The sequence below is a fragment of the Kitasatospora sp. NPDC088783 genome (assembly GCF_044750705.1).
GTDB lineage: Bacteria > Actinomycetota > Actinomycetes > Streptomycetales > Streptomycetaceae > Kitasatospora > Kitasatospora fiedleri.
Map to the genome: position 1 here is coordinate 818,691 of NZ_JBIVKJ010000003.1, position 21,417 is coordinate 840,107.

The following is a 21,417-nucleotide window of genomic DNA, read 5'->3' on the forward strand; positions in this document are numbered from 1 at the left end:
GCCGCTGCGGAGCAGGCTGGCCATGCTCACGGCCGCCGCGGTGGCGGTGGCGATCGCGGTGGTGGCGGTGGCCTGCTGGCTGGTCGTCCGGGAGAAGCTCTACCAGGACGTGCACGACAACCTGGCGGGCTCGCCCCGGACGCCGTTCGTGCCGCTCGGGCGGCAGCAGAACCCGCTGTACTGCGGCTCGTCCGCGGCCGCGGGGCTGGCGACGGTCCCCTCCCGGGGCGGCGACGACCACTTCAACCCGCAGAAGTACGACTACCAGTTCCTGCTGCCCGACGGCACCGTGTGCTTCCTCAGCTCCGCCACCAAGGCGGTCGACATCCGGTCGGACGACACCGCGCTGCTGTCGAACCCCAGGCCGCAGCAGTTCCGCGAGGGCAGCTACTTGGACGGCGAGTCCGCTCAGGTGCGGCTCACTCCCACCTCGATCCTGCGGGACGGTGTGCAGCAGCCGGCCGTCATGATCACCGCACTCCCGACCTCCGGCGTGGAGAGCTCCCTGAACAGCCTCGCCCTGCTGATGGCCGGCCTCGCCGGGCTCGGCGTGATCGGCGCGGGCTTCACCGGACGGCTGATCGCCCGCTCCGCGCTCAAGCCCGTCGACCAGCTCACCGACGTGGTCGAGCACATCGCCCGGACCGAGGAGGTCGGCACCACCATCCCGGTCAACGGGAAGGACGAGATCGCCCGCCTGGCCACCTCGTTCAACTCGATGTCGACCGCGCTCGCCAACTCCCGCGAGCGGCAGACCCGGCTGATCGCCGACGCCGGGCACGAGCTGCGCACGCCGCTCACCTCGCTGCGGACCAACGTCGACCTGCTGATCCGGTCGGACGCGCAGGGGCGGGCGCTGCCCGCCGAGACGCGGGCGCGGATGCTGGGGAACATGAAGGCGCAGATGCAGGAGCTGACCGTGCTGATCGGGGACCTGCTGCAGCTGTCCCGGCCGGACACGCCGAACCCGGAGGCGGTGCGGACGGTGGTGCCGTTCCACGAGACGGTGGGGCGGGCGCTGGAGCGGGGGCGGCTGCGCGGACCGTCGCTGACCTTCGAGACGGACGTGCGGCCCTGGTACGTGCACGGGGACCCGGCGGCGCTGGAGCGGGCGGTGATCAACCTGCTGGACAACGCGGTGAAGTACTCGCCGCCCGCCGGGACGATCGAAGTGTCGTTGCGGGACGGGCGGTTGACGGTCCGGGACCACGGACCCGGCATTCCGGCGGAGGAACTGCCGTACGTGTTCGACCGGTTCTGGCGGTCGCCGTCCTCGCGTCAGCTGCCGGGTTCGGGGCTGGGGCTGTCGATCGTGGCGCAGACCGTGCGGGACACCGGCGGGCAGGTCTCGCTGGGTCCGGCCCCGCACGGCGGGCCGGGGGCGCAGGCGGTGGTGGTGCTGCCGGGGGAGCCGACCGAACCGCGCTGAGGACGGGCCGGGGACGCACGGGGGGCGGGGCACCGCCGGTGCCCCGCCCCCGTCGCCGCGCCGGGGTCAGCCGTTGTCCTCGCCGACGCCGATGACCTTGATCCGGTCGGCGGCCGGCGGGGCGATCGGCGCGCTCGCCGAGCTGTGGCCGGTCAGGTAGGCGTTGAACAGGTCCAGGTCGGAGGCGCCGACGAGCTTGTCGGTGCCGGCGGTGAAGGCCGGGAAGCCGTCGCCGCCGCCGGCCAGGAACTCGTTGGCGGCGACCCGGTAGCTCGCGTTCGGGTCGAGCGGCGCGCCGTTCAGGCGGATCGAGTCGACGACCACCCGGGCCGCGCCGGCCTGGTTCAGGTCGAGGGTGTAGTGCAGGTTCGAGGAGATCTGCAGCACCTTCGGGGCGGCCTCGTTGACGCCGGAGACCTGCTGCTGGAGGACCTGCACCAGCTGGGTGCCGGTCAGCGTCTTGACCTGCATCATGTTGGTGAACGGCTGGACGGCGAACGCCTCGCCGTAGGTCACCACGCCGTCGCCCTCGCTGCCGGTGGCCCGGTACACCAGGTCGGCGCGGATGCCGCCGGGGTTCATGAACGCCACCTGCGCGCCGCCCTTGTCGGCGGGCGAGAGGCCGGCCAGCTGGGCGTCGGCGATCAGGTCGCCGAGCGGCTTCTCCAGCGCGGTGGAGCCGCGGCCGTTGATGTCGGCGGTGATGTAGCCGGTGGCCCGGTTGGCGATCGGCGCGGCCAGCTTGGTGTACCGGTCGAGCAGCGCGGTCAGGTCCGGCGCCTTCGGCACGTCGCGGCGCACGACGTGGTTGGCGGCGGTGACCGTCGGGCGGACGATGCTGCCGCTGCGCTTGTCCAGCTTGAGGTCGATCTCGGTGTACAGGCGGCCGAACGAGGCGGCGCTGGTGACCGAGCGGGGCACGCCCTTCGGGTCCGGGACCATGCAGGCGTACGAGTTGTGGGTGTGGCCGGTGACGATCGCCCCGACGGCCGGGTCGATGTTCCGGGCGATGTCCACGATCGGGCCGGAGACGCCCGCGCCGGCCGGGCCGCAGTCGTAGTTGTACACGTTGCTGGCGGGCAGGCCGCCCTCGTGGATCAGCGCGACGATCGAGTTGACGCCCTGCCGCTTCAGCTCGGCGGCGTACTTGTTGATGGTGGTGACCTCGTTGCCGAACGTGAGGCCCTGCACGCCGGCGGCGGTGACGATGTTCGGGGTGCCCTCCAGGGTCACGCCGATGAAGCCGACCTTGACGCCGTGGACGTTGGTCACCCAGTACGGCTTGAGCAGCGTCCGGCCGGTCTTCTCGTTGGTGACGTTCGCCGCCAGGTACGGGAAGTCCGCGCCCTTGAACTTGCGGCCCTTCTCGTAGCAGCCGTCGGTCGGGTGGCAGCCGCCGTTCTGCATCCGCAGCAGCTCGGCCGAGCCCTCGTCGAACTCGTGGTTGCCCACCGAGGTGACGTCGAGGCCGATCTTGTTCATCGCCTCGATGGTCGGCTCGTCGTGGAACAGGCCGGAGACCAGCGGGCTGGCGCCGATGATGTCGCCGGCCGCGACGGTGAGGCTGTTGGGGTGGCCCTTGCGGGCGTCGCGCAGCGCGGTGGCCAGGTACTCGACGCCGCCGGCCGGGGTGGCGACGGTCTTGCCGGTGGCCGGGTCGATCTCGTTGATCGTGCCCGAGGAGCCGGCCGGGGGCTCCAGGTTGCCGTGGAAGTCGTTGATGGCGAGGAGCTGGAGGTCCTCGTACTTGGGCTTGTCGTGGCCCCGGCCGTGGGCCTCGGCGGCGGCCGGGAGGGCCATCGTGCCGAAGAGGGCGGCGGCCGCGGCGACCGCGAGGGCGGTCGAGCGGCGGCCGGTGGAACCGGAAATGGGCATGGCTGTCCCCTGGACCGTCGGGGCCGCGGCAGCGCGGCCTGGCGTTGTCTGGGTGCAGCCTAGGGTCAACGCGCGTAGCTGTCAGGAACCCGGAAGTAACGAGCTGGTTTCCGCGAGCTGACGGTCACCCCGCGCGACGGGCCGTCAGATCCGCGGCTGCGCCGCCAGCTGCTGGTCCGCGCGGTCCCGCTCGGCCACCGCGTCCTCGGTCATCGCCCGGTCGGTGTACACCAGCGGCTTCTCGGCCTCGGTGATGATGTGCTTCACCACCTGCACGTTGCCGTTGACGTCCCACACCGCGATGCCCGGCGACAGGGTCGGGATGATCTCCACCGCCCAGCGCGGTAGGCCCAGCACCCGGCCGGTGGCCCTCGCCTCCTCCGCCTTCTGCATGTAGATCGTCCGGGTCGAGGCCATCTTCAGGATCGCCGACGCCTCCTTCGCGGCCGCCCCGTCCACCACGTCCGACAGGTGGTGCACCACCGCGACGAAGGACAGGCCCAGCCGCCGGCCGAACTTCAGCAGCCGCTGGAACAGCTGCGCCACGAACGGGCTGTTGATGATGTGCCAGGCCTCCTCCACCAGGAAGATCCGCTTCACCCGGTCCGGCCGCAGCCAGGTGTGCTCCAGCCACACCCCGACGATCGCCATCAGGATCGGCATCGCGATCGAGTTCCGGTCGATGTGCGACAGGTCGAAGACGATCAGCGGCGCGTCCAGGTCGATGCCCGCCGAGGTCGGGCCGTCGAACATGCCCCGCAGGTCGCCGTCGACCAGCCGGTCCAGCACCAGCGCCACGTCTAGGCCCCAGGACTGCACCTCGCCGACCTCCACGCCCAGCGACTCCACCGCCGACAGGTCGGGGCTGCGCAGCGTGTCGATGATGTCGTTCAGCACCGGCTGGCGGTCCGTCACCGTGGCCAGCACGTACGCGTGCGCGGCCTTCAGCGCGAACCCGGCCCGCTCCTCGAGGCCGCGGCCCATCGCCACCTCGATGATGGTGCGCAGCAGCGACAGCTGGCCGCTGGTGGTGATCGCCGGGTCCAGCGGGTTCAGCTTCACGCCGCCGCCCAGGGCCGCCTGCGGGTCCAGCCGGATGGACTTTATCCCCAGCGCGTTCGCGATCAGGTTCCACTCGCCGACGCCGTCCTCGCCCTGCGCGTCCAGCACCACCACCTGGCGGTCGCGGAACCTCAACTGCCGCAGCACGTACGTCTTCTCCAGCGCCGACTTGCCGTTGCCGGACTCCCCCAGCACCAGCCAGTGCGGGGCCGGCAGCTGCTGGCCGTACAGCTGGAACGGGTCGTAGACGTAGCCCTTGCCGCTGTAGACCTCGCGCCCGATGATCACTCCGGAGTCGCCCAGGCCGGGCGCCGCGGTCGGCAGGTACACCGCCTGCGCCTGGCCGCTGGAGGTGCGCACCGGCAGCCGGGTGGTCTCCACCCGGCCGAACAGGGTGCTGGTGAAGGAATCGGTGAGCTTGCCGAGCATCGACGGGCCTCCGGGGGTCAGCGGCGTCAGCGGCGGATGCCGGTGGCGAACGGCAGGGTGTTGGCGAACGCCCGGTGGTGCTCGCGGTCGCACCACTCCAGCTTCAGGTAGCTCTTGCCCGCCGACGCCCGGATGGTGCGCTTGTCCCGGGCCAGCGCCTCCGGGCTGCGCGCGGAGACCGTCAGGTAGCCGACCAGGTTCACCCCGGCCGCGCCCGAGGCCAGGTCGTCGCCGCGCTGGTCCACCCGGCCGGTGTGCGCCAGGTCGCGCGGGTCGACCGTGCGGTTCATCTTCGCCGCCCGGCTGGCCTCCGCCTCGTCGTTGGTCTTCTCGGTCAGCATCCGCTCGATCGCCACGTCGGTCGGCTCCAGGTCCATGGTCACCGCGACCGTCCGGATCACGTCCGGCGTGTGCACCAGCAGCGGCGCCAGGAAGTTCACCCCGACCGGGGTCAGCGGCCACTCCTTGATCCACGCGGTGGCGTGGCACCACGGCTCCCGGGTCGCCGCCTCGCGGGTCTTCGCCTGCAGGTACTGCGGGTGGGTGGCGTCCAGCTCGGCCGGCCAGGCGTTGCGCCTGCTCATCGCCTGGATGTGGTCGATCGGGTGGTCCGGGTCGTACATCGAGTGGATCAGCGAGGCCAGCCGGGCCTGCCCCAGCGGCTGCCGCACCCGGATGTCCGCCTCCGCCAACCGGGCGCAGATGTCGGTCAGTTCACGCGCCATCACGGTCGCCAGGCCGTCGTCGTCGCGGGCCCGCTTCTCGCCCCGCCCGTACGCCGTGCGCCCCATCGCGTGCGCCTCGGCCGCCAGGTCCCGGCTGTAGTGCATGCACGCCACCAGGTACGCCCGGTGCTGCTCCGAGGAGGTCGACACCATCGACTGCAGCTGGTCGTAGCTCTCCTGGAGCCAGCGCGGCGCGTCGTGGTCGCCGCGCCGCGCCACGTCCTTGGCGTGCGCGTCCGGGTCGGCCGGCAGCGTCCGGGCCAGGATCTGCAGCCGGGTCACGAAGCCGTCGCCGTTGGCCACGTGCTTGAGCAGCGTCCCGAACCGGTCGACCAGCGCCTCCTGGTCCTCGGAGTCGCGCAGGCCCACGCCCGGGCCCTCGATCTCGATCGCCGCGGTCACCGTCCGCCGCTCCAGGTGCATCAGCACCGCGACCTCGTCCGGCCCGAACGGCGCGGTCAGCCAGCGCAGCCGCCCCACCCCCGGCGGCGGGCCGACCTCCACCTCGCGCCCGTCCAGCCTGGTCCCGGCCTCGTGCACGTCCGGCTTCCAGACCGCCCGGCCGCTGCGGATCGTCCGCCGGAAGGTCCGGTTGATCTCCACCCACTTGTAGAACGTCCGCCGCCGGTACGGCACGTACACCGCCATGATCGCCAGCAGCGGGAAGCCCACCAGGCCGGCGATCCGCAGCGGCAACAGGCTCGGGATCAGTCCCCACACCATGCCCAGGCCGGCGCCGGCGATGATCAGCACGATCTCGCCGTTCTCCCGGTTGCGCCCGATCGGCGCGTTCGGCCGCGCCTTGCCGATCAGGTAACTGCGGCGCTGATGGGCGTACTGGGTGCCGTACTGGCCGAGCTGTTCGCTGCTCATCTCCCCGTCACCCTCCCTTCGGGTTGTTGACCGGAGCCTGGACCTGGGCCTGCGCGGGGGGCGCCGCCGGGCGCGGCGGGTTCGCGGGCCGGGAGGCGTGCGCCGCGATGCCCGCGCCCGCCCCGCCACCGCCGGCCGGGGAGCCGGAACCGCCGCCCCCGCCCTCCGCGCCGCCGCGCGAACCGTGCGTGGAGATGCCCTGCTTCACGAAGTTCGCCGGGCCGTTGATCATCGCGCTGCCGGCCTGCACGGCGCTCGCCCGGGCCCGCCGCATCGCCATCAGCTCGTCGCCGAAGCCCGGCACGAACCGGTACACCGCCGCGCTCGCGAAGATCGACAGGAACAGGATCGCCAGCCCCGCCAGCACCCGGCCGAAGTCGTCGTCCGCCCCCGCACCGGTCGCCACCGCGCCCGCCAGCCCCAGGATGATCACCACGATCGGCTTCGCCAGGTCCACCGCCAGCATCATCGCCGCCCACCGGCGCACGTGCTTCCACATCTGCTTGTCCACCAGGCCCGCGTACACCGCCGTCCCCAGCAGCGCGCCCACGTACAGCATCGCCGCCCGGATCACCAGCTCCACCCAGAGCACCGCCGCGGCCAGCACCGCCACCAGCGACACCAGGATCAGGATCAGCGGGCCGCCGCCGATGCTCCCCTTCTCCAGGGTGTCCGCGAACCCGCCCAGGTAGGTGCCCGTGTCCGACTTCGTGCCCGCCGAGATCGCGTCCGTCAGCCCGTCGGTGACGGTCACCACCGTGTACAGGATCAGCGGCGTGAACGCCGAGGCGATCACCGTCAGCCACAGGAACCCGACCGCCTCCGCGAACGCCTGCCCCAGCGCCGCGCCGCGCACCGCCCGCTTGGTCACCGCCAGCAGCCACAGCACCAGCGTGATCACCGTCGAGACGGCGAACACCACCGCGTACTGCTGCAGGAACGCCGCGTTGGTGAAGTCGACCTTCGTCGTCCCGTCGATCGCCCCCGACAACTGCCGCACCACCCAGGCCGCCGCCTGCGCGCAGCCCTTCGCCAGCGACCCCAGCGGATCGGTGACGCCGGAGACGGCGCCCGTCCCGGGGATCACGGTGGCCCCGGGCGGGGCGCACAGCTTGTCGGCGCCGGGCACCGGCACGTCCACCGTGCAGGACGGCTGGGGGCTGGGCGAGGGCGCCGCGGTGGCCGACCCGGTCACCGCGAAGAACGCCAACTGGAGCGCAGCGGTCGCCCCGGCCAGAGCCGCGGCGCGCCGGCCGAGACCTCTGCCGGCTCCGTCAGCGCGCATAGCGGAAACCTCCGAACTGCTGGACGGCACCCGTGATCTCCTCTGAGGTCGCGGCCTGTTGGTCAGCGGGTAGCGGGGCCGGGCCTGCCTTCCGGCTGTAATCGATGATCTTCCAGTCGCTTCCGGTCCAGCGCATCGTGATGCCGAGCGTGTACCAGTTCTCGGTGACCGGGACCTCCGAGGTCTTCCCGGTCAGCCCCACCAGCGAGTTGCACCACACGCCGACCACGGTCCCGGTGTCCGAGTAGTTCGCCAGGTCGGTGCCGATCGGGACGGTGCGGCTGATGAACGTCAGGTTCTTGGGTGCCTTGCCCTCGGCGTCCAGCCCGTAGCGCGCGTTCGTCTCCGGCGTGAACGCCTGGTCCAGACGTTTCTGCAGGGCCGGCAGGGCGGTGGGGTCGGCGATGGTGGCCAGGACGGTGCTGCGGCTGTCGGTGCGGAACATGTCGGTGGAGCCCAGGGCGACCGCGTAGTTGGCGGCGGCGGACTGCGCGCCCTGGTCGGTGTGCGGGTAGCCGGTGCCGACGCCGTTGGAGGTGGTGGTGACCGGCTGCTGTCCGCTGGCGGCGGTGCGGTCGGGGGAGGCGGCGGCCCCGGGGGCGCGGTCGCCGGAGGTGCCGGTGCCGGTGCGGTCGACCGGGGGCTTGTCCCGGTTGGCGACGGCGACGGCGACCACCAGCAGGGTGACGACGGCGAGGACGGTCAGGAGGGTGCGCAGCGGCCGGGCCTGACGGCCGGTCGCGGGGGCGGTCTGTTCGGCGACCGGTAGCCGCGTACGGGTGTGCGGCTGGTCGTCGGACAACGGCACGGGGCCCTCCTGGTGGGGCGCCGCCGCGCGGGGCGCGCGGCGGCGTGACGGGTTGCTCGGCGGGAAAGTGCGGGGGCCGGGGTGCGGCGGACCGGATCAGTGCTGGTCGGAGGGGAGTTGCCCGCTCGTCAGATGGCCATGCCGTACACAATGGTGAACAGGGTGCCGAGCGAACCGATGATGAACACGCCGGTCAGGCCCGCGACGATCAGCCCCTTGCCCTGTTCGGCGCTGAAGGTGTCGCGCATCGCGGTGGCGCCGATCCGCTGCTTGGCCGCGCCCCAGATGGCGATGGCGAGGCAGACCAGGATCGCCACCGCCATCACGACCTGGACCATGACCCGGGCCGAGGAGCCGAGGGTGGCGAACGGGCCCCAGTCCGGGGCGATCCCGCCGATGATGGTGTCGATGTCGGCCTTCTTGGGCGGGTCCTCCGCCAGGTACCGGATCACTGTGCTGTCCACGTTCAGGTCCATCCCATCTCACCGCCCGATCAGGAAAATTCAAGGCCCCGGACCACGGCCGAGCGAAGGGGCAGGGCCTGTTCTTGGCCAGATATGACGTCGACTTGGCTGCTTCTCGCGGATTGACCGTGGCTGGCCCGGACGTTCCGCCAGGATGTCCGGTGGTTCGAGGATACTGCCCGCCCCTGGTATCTGTGATGATTGCACCGGGCAATTGCGTAACAGGACATGGCCGCTGACGTTCCGTCGGGATGGTGCTGGGATGGTGCTCCGGAAGGCTCGGCTGGCGGGTGCCGCGACGGTGGTGCTCGCGATCGGTTTCGTGGGTGTGGTGACCCTCGGGACGTACGCGGCCAGTGGGGTGCCGGAGCGCTCCTCCGCGTCCCTCGGGCTGTCCGGCGGGACGGTGCCGGCCGCGTACCGGCCGCAGATCCAGCGGTGGGGCGCGCTCTGCCCGGAGATCTCGGCGCCGATGCTGGCCGCCCAGCTCTACCAGGAGAGCGGCTTCGACCCGTCGGCGAAGAGCCCGGCGAAGGCGTACGGGATGGCCCAGTTCCTGGAGTCGACCTGGGCGACGTACGGGACGGACGGCGACGGCGACGGCGCGCGGGACATCTGGAACGCCTTCGACGCGATCGCCTCCGCCGCCACCTACGACTGCGCGCTGGCCCGGGACGTGGACAGGGTGCCCGGCGACCGGCAGGCCAACATGCTGGCCGCGTACAACGCCGGGCCGTACGCGGTGATCGAGCACAACGGGATCCCGCCGTACAAGGAGACCCAGGGCTACGTCCGCAGCATCCAGGCGCTGGCGAGGTCCTTCACCGCCCCGGCCGACCCGGGCGTGCAGCTGGCGCTGTCCAAGGAGGCGGCGGGCGCGATCTGGTTCGCGCAGGGCAAGCTGGGCACCGACTACCTGTGGGGAGGCACCGGGCAGAGCTGGGAGGACGGCCGGTTCGACTGCTCGGGCCTGACGCAGGCGGCGTTCCGCGCCGTCGGGATCGAGCTGCCCCGGGTGGCGAACGACCAGTGGTACGCCGGGCCGCACCCGTCCCGGGACCAACTCCGCCCCGGCGACCTGGTGTTCTTCGCCAACGACCTGGAGGACCCGCGCACCATCCACCACGTGGGCCTCTACGTCGGCGGCGGCTACATGATCGACGCGCCGCACACCGGGGCCAAGGTCCGCTACGACACCATCGCGCAGAAGGACTACATCGGGGCGACCCGGGTCACCCCGGACGGCGCCGCCGCGCTGCCCGACCGGAACCCGAACGACGGCACCATCACCAGGGGCGGCGGGCCGGGCGCCGCGAGCTGACCGGCCTCGGCATGTGCATGCGCGGTGGACGGTGAGTCAAGTTTGGGTAACGGTGCGTTTGGGGGGAAACCGCGGCGGCCTTGATCGCGTTGACTGAGGAGGCTACCGGTCGTCCGCACCCGGAAGCACCACGATCTGGGACCACTGCGGAGAGCGGACAGGGAGGTGCGGCGTGCCGACGCTGCTCGCCGACGCCGGAGCCGGTTCGGGCGACCCCGACCTCGGCCTGCTCAAGGCCGTCAACGGCCTGGCCGCGGACGCCCCGGGCTGGCTGGACTCGCTGGTCGCCTGGACGGCCGAGTACGGCATCCTGTTCGGCCTGGCCGCGATCGGCCTGGTCGCCTGGCTGAGCGCCCGCCGCCGCCCGGACGCCCCGGTCGCGGTGGCCGGCGTGCTGTGGGCGCCGCTCGCCGTGGCCGTCTCCGAGCTGGCCAACCTGCCGATCTCGCAGCTCGTCGACCGGCCCCGCCCGTTCGTCACCCACCCCGAGCTGGACGTGCTGGTGCCCGGCAAGGAGGACACCCTCTCCTTCGTCAGCGACCACTCGGCGATGTCGATGGGCGTCGCGGTCGCGCTGTTCCTGGTCAACCGCCGGCTCGGCCTGGCGGCCGGGGCGCTGGCCCTGCTGCAGGGCTTCTGCCGGCTGTTCGTCGGCGTGCACTACCCGACCGACGTGCTCGGCGGCTACGCGCTGGCCACCGCCGTGGTGCTGCTGCTGGCCCCGCTCGCGATGGCGGTGCTGGTGCCGCTGTGCCACGCGCTGTCCCGCGGCGCGCTGCGCCCGCTGGTGGTGGCCCGCGCCGCCGCCGCGGACTCCGGCCGCCGCCGGCAGGCCGCGCCCGCCGCCCGCCGTTCCGGCCGCCGGGCCGGGCGGGACCGGAGCCCCGAGCCGGAGCGCGGGTCCGAGTCCGACCTCGCCGCCTGACCCCGCACCGGCCCGCGTCCGTCCGCCTGCCCGTCTCGCCCGGCCGGGCCCTCAGCCGCCGCCGTCCGGGTCCGCGAGGTGCTCCGCGGCGTCGCGCCGGGACTTGTCCCGGGAGCGCCGCCCGGGGGCGAACCAGCCGCAGGCGCAGTGGGCGAAGCTGAACGAGCCGCGTTCCGTCACCTCCACCCGGTGTCCGTCCGGGTGGTCGGTCCGCGTCGTCCCGTCGGGCGCTCCGGGGCGCTGATCTGCCACGTCCTTCACGGTATCCCGCCCGGGCGGCCCGGCCTCCCGTCCGACCGGTGAACGCCGGCGTAACCTTCCGCGCCCCAACTCGTTTGCCTGGCAAGCGCTCTGCCCATCCGGGGCGGTTGCTTGCCGGGTCATCCGGGGCCCGAGGGGGTTGTCGAAGAAGTGAAGAAGCTCAACCGCGCCGCGGCCGCGGCCCTGCTCGTCACGGTGCTGTCGGCCTGTAGCGGCGGCGGCCAGGACCGGTCGGGCTCCGCCGACCGGCTCTCCGCCGATCCGCTGACGGCGGTCCGCTCGGCCGCCGACATCACCGGCCGCACCGGCTCGGTGACCGCGACCACCGAGCTGACCACCGAGTCCGCCGACAAGAAGGCGGTGTTCAGCGGCACCGGCGGCTACGACTACGTGAAGCGGATCGGCCGGCTGGAGATCGACGTGCCGCCCGGCGCCGCCACCACCGGGAAGATCACCGAGGTGGTGCTGCCCGGCACGGTGTACCTGCAGAACAGCGGCGCGAAGATCCCCGAGGGCAAGTGGGTCAGGCTGGACGTGCGCCAGCTCCCGGACGGCAACCTGGTGAGCTCCGGCGCCACCGACCCGGCCACCGCGGCGGGCGCGCTGCGCGGCGCGCAGAGCGCCGAGCTGGTCGGCACCGAGGCGGCGGACGGCGGGGAGCTCAAGCACTACCGGGGCACCCTGGACCTGGCGAAGGCCGCCGACGCGACCGGCGGCCGCGGGGCGGACGGCCTGCGGATGGCCGCCCAGACCTTCACGGTGAAGGAGGTCCCGTACGAGGTCTGGCTGGACGGCCAGGGCCGGCTGCACAAGGTGGTGGAGAACTTCACCTTCGCCGGGGTGGCCGGCTCCACTGCGGCCAAGGACCAGGTCAAGGTGGTCTCCACGCTGTCGCTGGCCGACTTCGGCAAGCCGGTGGAGGCCGCCGAGCCCGCCGCCGGGGACATCTACTCGATGCAGGCCAGCCCCTCGCCGAAGTGACCGGCCGCCGCCCGGGCCCACCCGTTTCGGGCGGCAGAGATGGCCCGTCCGTGCCATGTGGCCCGGCCCGCGGCTCCCTACGCTGGTACGGGGCGGGCGGAGCGGTGCGGCGGACGGGGCGCGGAAGGGGTGGAGGCCATGGCATCCGGGGAGAACGGCACCGGCGGCCACGACAGAACCGCACTGGACGAGATCGACCTGACCGGTGAGCTGATGATCGCCGCTTCGGCCAGCCGCGCGGAACGGCTGGCCGCCGAGCAGATCGACGAGGTGCTGCTGGCCCCCCGCGGCGGACCGGACCGGTCGGAGCCGAGGACGCCGGAACCGCGGGCGCCGGAACCGCGGGCGCCGCAGCAGCGGACACCGGAACGGGGTCGTTGACCGGTCGTCAGCCCGCAGCGGAGGCCGCGGCGGCCCCGCTCAGGTGCGCAGCAGCCGGGCGATGGCCGCGCTGGCCTCGGCGACCTTGGCGTTCAGCTCCTCGCCGCCGTCCTCCGCGGCGGCCGCGGCGGCCACGCAGTGCCGCAGGTGCTCCTCCAGCAGGGAGAGCGCGAAGGACTGCAGCGCCTTGGTGGAGGCGGACACCTGGGTGAGGATGTCGATGCAGTAGACGTCCTCGTCGACCATGCGCTGGAGGCCGCGGATCTGACCCTCGATCCGGCGCAGCCGCTTGAGGTGCGCCTCCTTCTCGCCGCTGTACCCGTGCGGGCCGCCGGGCGCGGGGTGGCAGGCCGCCGGGGCGTCGTCGGTGCTCGGGGTGTCGATGGTGGTCATCCGATCCGCCCTCTTGGTCTCGGTGCTCGGCCCGCCCCCGGTCTTCGGCCGGGAGGTACCCCATCCTCCAACACGCGGCACCGTCCGGGTGTTCCGCCGTCCGGGCGTCAGCACAGAGATCCCCCTGCAGAGCGGGAGCAAACCGGCGTGTCGTGGGACACACTTAGGGCGCGCGTCGGCAACCCCGTGCCCATGAGCGGGGCGCGTGCGCCTAGCATCGTCAAGTACCGACCCCGCACATCGGAGATTTCCGTGCGTTTTAGCCTGACCCCGAAGGAGACGAGCTTCTACGACATGTTCGCCGCCGCCGCGGAGAACCTCGTCGTCGGATCGAAGCTCCTGCTGGAACTACTGGGCTCGGACGTGTCAGCCCGCGCGGAGATCGTCGAGCGCATGCGCGCCGCCGAGCACGCCGGGGACGACACCACCCATGCGATCTTCCACCAGTTGAACTCCTCGTTCATCACCCCGTTCGACCGGGAGGACATCTACAACCTGGCCTCCTCGCTCGACGACATCATGGACTTCATGGAGGAGGCCGTCGACCTGGTCGTGCTGTACGACATCGAGACCCTCCCGAAGGGCATCGAGCAGCAGATCGAGGTGCTGGCCCGAGCGGCCGAGCTGACCGCGGAGGCGATGCCCAACCTGCGGTCGATGTCGAACCTCACCGAGTACTGGATCGAGGTCAACCGGCTGGAGAACCAGGCGGACCAGATCCACCGCAAGCTGCTGGCCCACCTGTTCTCCGGCCAGTACGAGGCGATCGAGGTGCTGAAGCTCAAGCAGGTCGTGGACGTCCTCGAAGAGGCCGCCGACGCGTTCGAGCACGTGGCCAACACGGTGGAGACCATCGCCGTCAAGGAGTCCTGACCTCCGTGGACATGGCAGCACTGATCGTCGTCATCGGCGTCGCTTTCTTCTTCACGTACACGAACGGCTTCCACGACTCCGCCAACGCGATCGCCACCTCGGTCTCCACCCGGGCGCTGACCCCCCGGGCGGCGCTGGCGATGGCCGCGGTGATGAACCTGGCGGGCGCCTTCCTCGGCAGCGGGGTGGCGAAGACCGTCTCCGAGGGGATCATCGAGACCCCGACCGGCAGCAAGGGCATGGCGATCCTGTTCTCGGCCCTGGTCGGGGCGATCACCTGGAACCTGGTCACCTGGTACTTCGGCCTGCCGTCCTCCTCCTCGCACGCGCTGTTCGGCGGCATGGTGGGCGCGGCGCTGGCCGGCGGCATCGGGGTGGTCTGGCACGGCGTGATCGACAAGATCATCGTCCCGATGATCGTCTCGCCGGTCGTCGGCCTGATCGGCGGCTTCCTGGTGATGCTGGCGATCCTGTGGATCTTCCGGAAGGCCAACCCGCACAAGGCCAAGCGCAACTTCCGGGTGGCGCAGACCGCCTCGGCGGCGGCGATGGCGCTGGCGCACGGCCTGCAGGACGCCCAGAAGACCATGGGCATCGTGGTGATGGCGCTGACCATCTCCGGCCACCAGTCCGGCAACGGCATCCCGATCTGGGTGAAGCTCTCCTGCGCCACGATGCTCTCGCTGGGCACCTACGCGGGCGGCTGGCGGATCATGCGCACCCTCGGCCGGAAGATCATCGAGCTGGACCCGCCGCAGGGCTTCGCCGCCGAGGCCACCGCCTCCGCGGTCATGTACGTCACCTCGTTCGTCTACGCGGCGCCGATCTCCACCACCCACGTGATCACCTCGGCGATCATGGGCGTGGGCGCCACCAAGCGGGTCCGCGCGGTCCGCTGGGGGGTGGCGAAGAACATCGTGATGGGCTGGTTCATCACCATGCCGGCGGCGGCGATCGTGGCCGCCGCGATGTACGGGGTCGTGAACCTGCTGATCCTGTGACCCCCACCGCGTCGTAGCCGGCCGCGGACGGAGAGGGCCCGCCCCCACAGCACGGGGGCGGGCCCTTCCTGCTGGCTCCGCGGCGGCACCGCCATGCAGCGCCGCGGAGCAGTTCGTGCGGCCTCGCGCGGACGGCGCGCGGGGCCGGTCAGCCGAAGCGGCCGGAGATGTAGTCCTCGGTGGCCTGGACCGACGGGTTGGAGAAGATCCGCTGGGTGTCGTCCAGCTCGACCAGCTTGCCGGGCTGGCCGACGCCGGCCAGGTTGAAGAAGGCGGTGCGGTCCGAGACGCGGGCCGCCTGCTGCATGTTGTGGGTCACGATCACGATGGTGAACTGCGACTTCAGCTCGCCGATCAGGTCCTCGATGGCGAGGGTGGAGATCGGGTCGAGGGCCGAGCAGGGCTCGTCCATCAGCAGCACCTCGGGCTCGACCGCGATCGCCCGGGCGATGCACAGGCGCTGCTGCTGGCCGCCGGACAGGCCCGCGCCGGGCTTGTTGAGGCGGTCCTTGACCTCGTTCCACAGGTTGGCGCCGCGCAGGGACTTCTCCACCACGCCGTCCAGCACGGACTTCTTCTTCACCCCGGCCAGCTTGAGGCCGGCCACCACGTTGTCGTAGATCGACATGGTGGGGAACGGGTTGGGGCGCTGGAACACCATGCCGACCGAGCGGCGGACGGCGACCGGGTCGACGTTGGCGCCGTACAGGTTCTCGTCGTCCAGCATCACCTTGCCCTCGACCCGGGCGCCGGGGATCACCTCGTGCATCCGGTTGAGGGTGCGCAGGAAGGTGGACTTGCCGCAGCCCGAGGGGCCGATGAAGGCGGTCACCGAGCGGGGCTCGATGGTCATCGAGATGTCCTCGATGGCGCGGGTGGAGCCGTAGTAGGCGGACAGTCCGCTGACGTCGATGCGCTTGGCCATGGTCTTTCGTCTTCTCTCGTCTGTTCGTACGTCAGTCGGTGTCAGTGCCCGCCCTTGGGCGAGCGCCAGCGCGCGATGCCCCGGGCGACGAGGTTGAGACCCATCACGAAGGCGATCAGCACCAGGGCCGCGCCCCAGGCGCGTTGGTAGCCGTAGTCGTTGTTGATCTGCGAGTACTGCTGCCAGATGTAGAGCGGCAGCGACTGCTGCGGACCGTGGAACGGGTCGCTGTTGATGAAGTCGGCGCCGAACACCAGCATCATCACGGGGGCGGTCTCACCGGTGATGCGGGCGACCGCCAGCATCACACCGGTGGTGATCCCGCCCACGGCGGTGGGGAGGACGATCCGCAGGATGGTCTTCCAGCGCGGCACACCGAGCGCGTACGAGGCTTCGCGCAGCTCGTTCGGGACGAGCTTGAGCATCTCCTCGGTGGAGCGGACCACGACCGGCATCATCAGGATCGCCAGCGCGAGGCTGCCCGAGAAGCCGGAGTACTCGAAGCCCAGCAGGATGTTCCAGAGCGAGAGGATGAACAGGCCGGCGACGACCGACGGGATGCCGGTCATGACGTCGACGAAGAAGGTGACCGCCTTGGCGAGCCGGCCGCGGCCGTACTCCACCAGGTAGACGGCGGTGAGCAGGCCGATCGGCGCGGCGATCAGGGTCGCCAGCAGGACCTGCTCGACGGTGCCGATGATGGCGTGGTAGATGCCGCCGTCCGGGCTGAGGGTGGCGACGACGCCCTTCATCGAGTGGGTGAGGAAGTTGCCGTCGATCGCGCCGATGCCCTGCTGGACGGTGTAGAACGTCAGCGCGACCAGCGGGACCACGGCGCAGATGAAGGAGACCCAGATCAGCGAGGTGGCGAACCGGTCCCTGGCCTGGCGGCGGCCCTCGACCGAGGCCGAGACGGCGTAGCTGACCAGCAGGAACAGCAGGGCGGAGATCAGGCCCCACTGGATGTGGCTCTTCAGCCCGGCGACGGCGCCGAGGCCGCAGCCGACCGCGATCGAGGCGGCGGCGACGCCGGCCGGCGCCCAGCGGGGCAGCCGGGCCGCGGTCAGCCGGCGGCTGAGCTGCGGGGCGGCGTCGGTGACGGTCGAAATCGCGCTCACGCGGCGGCCCCCGAGTACTCCTTGCGACGGGCGATGATCATGCGGGCCGCGCCGTTCACCAGCAGGGTGATGACGAACAGCACCAGGCCGGAGGCCATCAGGGCGTCCCGGCCCAGCGGCTGGGCCTCGTTGAACTTGAGCGCGATGTTCTGCGCGAAGGTGCCGCCGCCCGGGTCGAGCAGGTGCAGCGACAGCTGGCTGTTGGTGGAGAGCACGGTGGCGACCGCGATGGTCTCGCCGAGCGCGCGGCCCAGGCCGAGCATCGACGCGGAGATGATGCCGGGGCGGCCGAACGGCAGCACCGCGGTGCGGACCATCTCCCAGCGGGTCGCGCCGAGCGCGAGCGCCGCCTCCTCGTGCATCCGCGGGACCTGCCGGAACACCTCGCGGGTGACCGCGGTGATGATCGGCAGCACCATGATCGCCAGCAGGATGCCGACGGTGAACAGGTTGCGCGGCGGGACGCCCGCGATGGACTGCCCGAAGAGGTACGTCCAGCCCAGGTACTGATCCATCCAGCTGGTCAGGCCGTCCATGTGCGGGACCAGGAACAGCACGCCCCACAGGCCGTAGACGATGGACGGGACGGCGGCCAGCAGGTCCACCAGGTAGGCGAACGGCTGGGCGATCCGGCGCGGCGCGTAGTGCGAGATGAACAGCGCGATGCCGACCGAGACCGGGACCGCGACGGCCATCGCGATCAGCGCGCTGACCAGGGTGCCGAAGGTGAGGACGGCGATGCCGAAGACCGGCTTCGCGGCGTCCGGGGTCCACTCGAAGGTGGTGAGGAAGTTGCCCTCGTTCTTGCCCAGCGCGAGGGCCGAGCGGTAGGCGAGGAAGCCTGCGATGGCGGCCATGATGACCAGCAGCAGGATGCCCGAGCCCCGGGAGAGGTTGAAGAACACGCTGTCACCGCGGCGGCTGTCGCCCCGGCTCCGTCGAGTCCGTCCCCGCGCGTCGGCGGGGGGTGCAGAAGTCATGGTCGTTTACTCCGGTCTGGCGGCGCTGCCCCGCGGAGGGCGGCACCATGGCGGCGGTGCCCCGGACGTTCTCGTGGTGGTGGTGCGTGGTGCGTGCCGACGAGGGCCCCGGCCGGACGGCCCCTCCCCCCTCCTTCGGGGGGCCGCCCGGCCGGGTCGTCGCTGTGCTCAGGCTCAGGCCAGGGCGTCGATCTGGGTCTTGACCTTGGCGGCGAGCTCGGCCGGCAGCGGCACGTAGCCGACCGCGCCGATGGCCTGCTGGCCGCCGTCGCTGACGGTGTAGTTCAGGAAGGACTTCAGGATCGGCAGGCTGTCGGCCTTGTTGCCCTTGTCGCAGACGATCTCGTAGGTGACCAGGGTCAGCGGGTAGTTGCCCTCGGCCTTGGTCGCGTAGTCGATGTCCAGCGCCAGGTCGGCACCGGTGCCGACGACCTTGGCGGCGGCCAGGGTGGCGGCGGCGTTGGCGGCGGTGGCCTCGACCGGCTTGGAGGCGCCGGTGTTGATCAGCGCGCTGGTCAGCTTGTTGGTCTGGGCGTAGGAGAGCTCGACGTAGGAGATCGAGTTCTTGACCTGCTTCACCTGGGCCGCGACACCGGCGGAACCGTTCGCGGACTGGCCGCCCTGGCCCGCCCAGGTCTTGGCGGCCGGGTACTTCCAGGCGCCGCCGCCGGCCTTGGCCAGGTAGCCGGTCAGGTTGGCGGTGGTGCCGGAGTCGTCCGAGCGGTGGATCGCCTGGATCGCGGCGTCCGGCAGGGTGACGCCCGGGTTCAGGGCGGCGATCGCCGGGTCGTTCCACTTGGTGATCTGCGAGTCGAAGATCTTCGCCAGGGTCGGGCCGTCCAGGACCAGCTTGTCGGCGCCGTCCACGTTGTAGACGATCGAGATCAGGCCGCCGACCATCGGCAGGTCGATCGCCTGGCCGCCGGCGCAGACCTGCTTCGAGGCGTCGACCTCGGCCGGCTTCAGGGCGGAGTCGGAGCCCGCGAAGGCGATCTTGCCCTGGTTGAACTGGGTCACACCGGCACCGGAACCGCCGCCGCCGTAGGTCAGGGTGGCGCTGGAGCAGGCGGCGCTGTAGGCGGCCTTCCAGACGTCGATGGCCGGGGTCTGCGCGGTCGAACCCGCGGCCAGCAGCTGGCCGCCCTTGTCGGCACAGGCGATCTTGGCCGCGGCCGCCGTCGAGCCACCGGCGGACGAGGAGGCGCCCGAGGTGGTGTTCGAGGTGTTGTCGTCCGTACCGCACGCCGAGAGCGACAGCGTGGAGACGAGCGCGACGGCACCGATGGCGAGGGCCTTGGAGCGGCCGTTCCGCAGGTTCACTGGGTGTCCCTTTCTGAGGCAATGCCGGTCTCGGAACGACCGGTTTTGCTGTGGTCCGGGGCCCTTTCGGCCCTCCGGTAACCCAGAAGTTAGGCAGGACAGGTGACGCGTCAGCCGGTCACACATGAACGGGGAGTGAACCTCGAAGGGACGTCAGGAAACTGCGGCAGGTAGTAACGGTTTCGTCACGGCGGGGGCGCGGCCGGATCACCCGGGCGGCCCGGACGGACCGCCCGGACGGCCGCGGCCCCGCTCAGCCGAGCAGCAGCTCCAGCAGCGCGTCCACCAGCACCCGGTCGCGCGGGTGCGTCAGCCGCTCCCGGGCCCGCCGCGGCGGCAGCCACTCCAGCCGGTCCACCTCCCGGTTGGGCCGGAACGAGCCGCCCGCCGGCACCGCCGACCAGTACCGGACCTCCTTCGGCCGGCCCTGCACCAGGTAGTGCTGGGCCGGCAGCTCCGGCCCCAGCACGCAGCGCATCCCGGTCTCCTCCCGCACCTCGCGCAGCGCCGCCGCCAGCCAGCCCTCCCCCGGCTCCAGCTTCCCCTTCGGCAGGCTCCAGTCGTCGTACTTCGGCCGGTGCACCAGCGCGATCCGCGGCTTCTTGCGCCCCTTGCCGCCCTTCTTCGGCGGCCCCGGCACCCAGAGCACCGCCCCCGCCGCCAGCACCGTCGAACGGGGACCCGCCGCCGGACGGCGGTCGGTGCGGGAGCCGCCCGACCGGGCCGGGGCACGGTCGGGCGCCGAGGGGCGGTCGGGCATCTGCGGCACGCGGTCCATCCGGGCGGGGGAACGGGGGGCGGGGGAACGGGGGCTCAGTCCGACGGCACCGCCACCGGACCGACCAGCCCGGGCGCCACCCCCGGCCACTGGCGCCCGAAAGCGTACCGGGCCGACTCCACCTCCAAACGCTGGTCGGCGTGCACCACCCCCAGCACGTACGCCGTCGCCGGGGTGATCCGCGGCGTGCGCGCCGCCGTCGCCACCGTCGCCGCCGCGTCCGACGCCTCCTGGTGGCGCGCCAGCACCCCGTCCAGCTCCGCCAGCCCCTCGCCCGGCGCCCCGCACACCTCCAGCGCGTACCTGGCCCGCTTCACCAGGACCCGGGCCCGCAGCCACGGCGCGTCGTCCGCCGCCAGCGCCGCGTCCGCGTCCGCCGGGGCCCGCGCCGCCGGCACCGCGCCCGGCGCCGCCTCCCGCACCGGCCCCAGCCGGTGCAGCCCCGCCCCGCCGTACGCCCGCGCCGCCCGCTGCCACGGCAGCCGCTCGCCCGCCCCCAGCAGCGCCGCCAGCGCCGCCCCGGTCGCCGGCAGCAGCGCCGCCGCCGGCTCCGCGGCCGCCTGGGCCACCAGCGGCACCTCCCCGGCCAGCAGCGTCATCCGGTCCGCCAGCGCGTGCAGCCGGGCCGAGCGCAGCTCCTGCAGCAGCGCGGTGTGCGCCCGGCTCCGGGCCAGCGTCAGCTGCCGCTCCAGCAGCGCCCGGGCCTTGGGCGCGCCCGCGTGCCCGGCCAGCATGCCCGCCCCCTCCGGGGAGGTGTCGGCCAGCGAGTCCAGCGCCTCCAGCAGCCGGGTCGCCCGCCGCTGGTAGCCCGGCTCCTGGTCCAGCAGGTCGAGCAGCCAGCGCAGCTCGGTGCGCGACTCCCGCGCCCACTGCGCCTCGAACGCCGCCGCGAAGGTGTGCAGCGCCCCGCCGATCCGGCGCACCGCCCGCAGCAGGTCCGCCGCCGCCTGCGCCGACGCCGGCAGCGCCGCCGGTCTGGACCCCGCCTCGCCGACCGCCTGCGGCAGGGCGCGCAGGAACGCGCCCGCCTGGGCGGTCAGGTAGCCGGCAAGGACCTCCCCGGCGGTCGCGGCGCGCGCCACCGGGGCCGTCGTCGGCGCATCGGTCATGGCTGTGGCTCTCCCCGATTCCCTCCCCGGGCCTGCCCCGGGGGTCCCCGGGCGTGCCCCGGGGCGTGCAGTCCGCCCGCGCCGGGACGCTCCCGGCGCGG

Annotated in this window: 21 protein-coding genes; 7 read left to right on the forward strand and 14 right to left on the reverse strand. The window is 72.4% G+C overall.

From position 1 onward, the window contains the following. The first annotated feature begins 22 nt into the window (after window positions 1-22). On the forward strand, window positions 23-1,429 hold the full coding sequence (locus ACIP60_RS12250; protein ID WP_400682568.1) for a sensor histidine kinase: 1,407 nt from the start codon (window positions 23-25) through the stop codon (window positions 1,427-1,429). 66 nt (window positions 1,430-1,495) lie between these two features. On the opposite strand, the gene ACIP60_RS12255 is transcribed toward ACIP60_RS12250, so the two are convergent. The 6 genes from ACIP60_RS12255 to ACIP60_RS12280 all read right to left on the reverse strand — a co-directional run bounded on the left by ACIP60_RS12255 (window position 1,496) and on the right by ACIP60_RS12280 (window position 8,962). Next, window positions 1,496-3,304: a bifunctional metallophosphatase/5'-nucleotidase gene (locus ACIP60_RS12255; RefSeq protein ID WP_400682571.1), complete on the reverse strand. Its 1,809-nt coding sequence runs from the start codon at window positions 3,302-3,304 to the stop codon at window positions 1,496-1,498. 144 nt (window positions 3,305-3,448) lie between these two features. Beyond that, window positions 3,449-4,795 carry an ATP-binding protein gene (locus tag ACIP60_RS12260; protein WP_100836853.1) on the reverse strand — a complete coding sequence of 449 codons (1,347 nt, stop codon included), beginning with the start codon at window positions 4,793-4,795 and terminating at the stop codon, window positions 3,449-3,451. Between the two features lie 26 nt (window positions 4,796-4,821). Beyond that, window positions 4,822-6,393 carry an SCO6880 family protein gene (locus tag ACIP60_RS12265; protein ID WP_400682575.1) on the reverse strand — a complete coding sequence of 524 codons (1,572 nt, stop codon included), beginning with the start codon at window positions 6,391-6,393 and terminating at the stop codon, window positions 4,822-4,824. Between the two features lie 7 nt (window positions 6,394-6,400). Next, window positions 6,401-7,678, reverse strand: a complete 1,278-nt coding sequence (locus ACIP60_RS12270; RefSeq protein WP_400682578.1) for a hypothetical protein — start codon at window positions 7,676-7,678, stop codon at window positions 6,401-6,403. Continuing rightward, window positions 7,668-8,486 carry a hypothetical protein gene (locus tag ACIP60_RS12275; RefSeq protein WP_400682580.1) on the reverse strand — a complete coding sequence of 273 codons (819 nt, stop codon included), beginning with the start codon at window positions 8,484-8,486 and terminating at the stop codon, window positions 7,668-7,670. Before ACIP60_RS12275 ends, ACIP60_RS12270 begins: the two co-directional genes overlap by 11 nt. 128 nt (window positions 8,487-8,614) lie before the next feature. Beyond that, window positions 8,615-8,962: a hypothetical protein gene (locus tag ACIP60_RS12280; protein ID WP_014137435.1), complete on the reverse strand. Its 348-nt coding sequence runs from the start codon at window positions 8,960-8,962 to the stop codon at window positions 8,615-8,617. A 250-nt stretch (window positions 8,963-9,212) separates the two neighbouring features. Between ACIP60_RS12280 and ACIP60_RS12285 the strand changes: the two genes are divergently transcribed. Continuing rightward, window positions 9,213-10,271 carry an NlpC/P60 family protein gene (locus ACIP60_RS12285; protein WP_400682585.1) on the forward strand — a complete coding sequence of 353 codons (1,059 nt, stop codon included), beginning with the start codon at window positions 9,213-9,215 and terminating at the stop codon, window positions 10,269-10,271. Between the two features lie 172 nt (window positions 10,272-10,443). Next, a complete protein-coding gene (locus ACIP60_RS12290) occupies window positions 10,444-11,196 on the forward strand; it encodes a phosphatase PAP2 family protein (RefSeq protein WP_400682588.1) in 753 nt (250 codons plus the stop codon). Window positions 11,197-11,247: 51 nt separating this feature from the next. Here ACIP60_RS12290 and ACIP60_RS12295 read toward each other — a convergent pair whose 3' ends face one another. Further along, window positions 11,248-11,448, reverse strand: a complete 201-nt coding sequence (locus ACIP60_RS12295) for a hypothetical protein (protein WP_400682591.1) — start codon at window positions 11,446-11,448, stop codon at window positions 11,248-11,250. Window positions 11,449-11,607: 159 nt separating this feature from the next. On the opposite strand from ACIP60_RS12295, the gene ACIP60_RS12300 reads away from it, so the two are divergent. Beyond that, window positions 11,608-12,438, forward strand: a complete 831-nt coding sequence (locus ACIP60_RS12300; RefSeq protein WP_400682593.1) for a hypothetical protein — start codon at window positions 11,608-11,610, stop codon at window positions 12,436-12,438. Between the two features lie 138 nt (window positions 12,439-12,576). Beyond that, window positions 12,577-12,819: a hypothetical protein gene (locus ACIP60_RS12305; RefSeq protein ID WP_400682595.1), complete on the forward strand. Its 243-nt coding sequence runs from the start codon at window positions 12,577-12,579 to the stop codon at window positions 12,817-12,819. A 39-nt stretch (window positions 12,820-12,858) separates the two neighbouring features. Here ACIP60_RS12305 and ACIP60_RS12310 read toward each other — a convergent pair whose 3' ends face one another. Further along, window positions 12,859-13,212: a metal-sensitive transcriptional regulator gene (locus ACIP60_RS12310; RefSeq protein ID WP_400682597.1), complete on the reverse strand. Its 354-nt coding sequence runs from the start codon at window positions 13,210-13,212 to the stop codon at window positions 12,859-12,861. 252 nt (window positions 13,213-13,464) lie between these two features. On the opposite strand from ACIP60_RS12310, the gene ACIP60_RS12315 reads away from it, so the two are divergent. Beyond that, window positions 13,465-14,085: a DUF47 domain-containing protein gene (locus ACIP60_RS12315; protein ID WP_014137429.1), complete on the forward strand. Its 621-nt coding sequence runs from the start codon at window positions 13,465-13,467 to the stop codon at window positions 14,083-14,085. Between the two features lie 5 nt (window positions 14,086-14,090). Continuing rightward, a complete protein-coding gene (locus ACIP60_RS12320; RefSeq protein ID WP_400682601.1) occupies window positions 14,091-15,086 on the forward strand; it encodes an anion permease in 996 nt (331 codons plus the stop codon). Window positions 15,087-15,234: 148 nt separating this feature from the next. On the opposite strand, the gene pstB is transcribed toward ACIP60_RS12320, so the two are convergent. The 6 genes from pstB to ACIP60_RS12350 form a co-directional block, all read right to left on the reverse strand. Beyond that, window positions 15,235-16,011 (reverse strand): phosphate ABC transporter ATP-binding protein PstB, encoded by a 777-nt coding sequence (pstB, locus tag ACIP60_RS12325; protein WP_111554838.1) that lies wholly within the window; start codon window positions 16,009-16,011, stop codon window positions 15,235-15,237. Between the two features lie 41 nt (window positions 16,012-16,052). Then, a complete protein-coding gene (gene pstA / locus ACIP60_RS12330) occupies window positions 16,053-17,129 on the reverse strand; it encodes a phosphate ABC transporter permease PstA (RefSeq protein ID WP_400682604.1) in 1,077 nt (358 codons plus the stop codon). Then, window positions 17,126-18,109 carry a phosphate ABC transporter permease subunit PstC gene (gene pstC, locus ACIP60_RS12335; RefSeq protein ID WP_400682606.1) on the reverse strand — a complete coding sequence of 328 codons (984 nt, stop codon included), beginning with the start codon at window positions 18,107-18,109 and terminating at the stop codon, window positions 17,126-17,128. Before pstC ends, pstA begins: the two co-directional genes overlap by 4 nt. Before the next feature lie 174 nt (window positions 18,110-18,283). After that, window positions 18,284-19,429, reverse strand: coding sequence for a phosphate ABC transporter substrate-binding protein PstS (pstS, locus tag ACIP60_RS12340; RefSeq protein WP_400682609.1), 1,146 nt, complete (start codon window positions 19,427-19,429; stop codon window positions 18,284-18,286). Window positions 19,430-19,682: 253 nt separating this feature from the next. Continuing rightward, window positions 19,683-20,189: an NUDIX hydrolase gene (locus tag ACIP60_RS12345; protein WP_111554863.1), complete on the reverse strand. Its 507-nt coding sequence runs from the start codon at window positions 20,187-20,189 to the stop codon at window positions 19,683-19,685. A 53-nt stretch (window positions 20,190-20,242) separates the two neighbouring features. Then, window positions 20,243-21,316 carry a CHAD domain-containing protein gene (locus ACIP60_RS12350; protein ID WP_400682611.1) on the reverse strand — a complete coding sequence of 358 codons (1,074 nt, stop codon included), beginning with the start codon at window positions 21,314-21,316 and terminating at the stop codon, window positions 20,243-20,245. Between the last annotated feature and the right edge of the window lie 101 nt (window positions 21,317-21,417).

What these genes read in the sequence shown, in the direction of transcription:
- ACIP60_RS12345 (WP_111554863.1), bottom strand. Translation starts at nt 20,189, where the DNA reads ATGCCCGACCGCCCCTCGGCGCCCGACCGTGCCCCGGCCCGGTCGGGC.
- ACIP60_RS12250 (WP_400682568.1), top strand. Translation starts at nt 23, where the DNA reads ATGCTCACGGCCGCCGCGGTGGCGGTGGCGATCGCGGTGGTGGCGGTG.
- ACIP60_RS12285 (WP_400682585.1), top strand. Translation starts at nt 9,213, where the DNA reads ATGGTGCTCCGGAAGGCTCGGCTGGCGGGTGCCGCGACGGTGGTGCTC.
- ACIP60_RS12260 (WP_100836853.1), bottom strand. Translation starts at nt 4,795, where the DNA reads ATGCTCGGCAAGCTCACCGATTCCTTCACCAGCACCCTGTTCGGCCGG.
- ACIP60_RS12265 (WP_400682575.1), bottom strand. Translation starts at nt 6,393, where the DNA reads ATGAGCAGCGAACAGCTCGGCCAGTACGGCACCCAGTACGCCCATCAG.
- pstC (WP_400682606.1), bottom strand. Translation starts at nt 18,109, where the DNA reads ATGACTTCTGCACCCCCCGCCGACGCGCGGGGACGGACTCGACGGAGC.
- ACIP60_RS12280 (WP_014137435.1), bottom strand. Translation starts at nt 8,962, where the DNA reads ATGGACCTGAACGTGGACAGCACAGTGATCCGGTACCTGGCGGAGGAC.
- pstB (WP_111554838.1), bottom strand. Translation starts at nt 16,011, where the DNA reads ATGGCCAAGCGCATCGACGTCAGCGGACTGTCCGCCTACTACGGCTCC.
- ACIP60_RS12310 (WP_400682597.1), bottom strand. Translation starts at nt 13,212, where the DNA reads ATGACCACCATCGACACCCCGAGCACCGACGACGCCCCGGCGGCCTGC.
- ACIP60_RS12255 (WP_400682571.1), bottom strand. Translation starts at nt 3,304, where the DNA reads ATGCCCATTTCCGGTTCCACCGGCCGCCGCTCGACCGCCCTCGCGGTC.
- ACIP60_RS12305 (WP_400682595.1), top strand. Translation starts at nt 12,577, where the DNA reads ATGGCATCCGGGGAGAACGGCACCGGCGGCCACGACAGAACCGCACTG.
- ACIP60_RS12270 (WP_400682578.1), bottom strand. Translation starts at nt 7,678, where the DNA reads ATGCGCGCTGACGGAGCCGGCAGAGGTCTCGGCCGGCGCGCCGCGGCT.
- ACIP60_RS12350 (WP_400682611.1), bottom strand. Translation starts at nt 21,316, where the DNA reads ATGACCGATGCGCCGACGACGGCCCCGGTGGCGCGCGCCGCGACCGCC.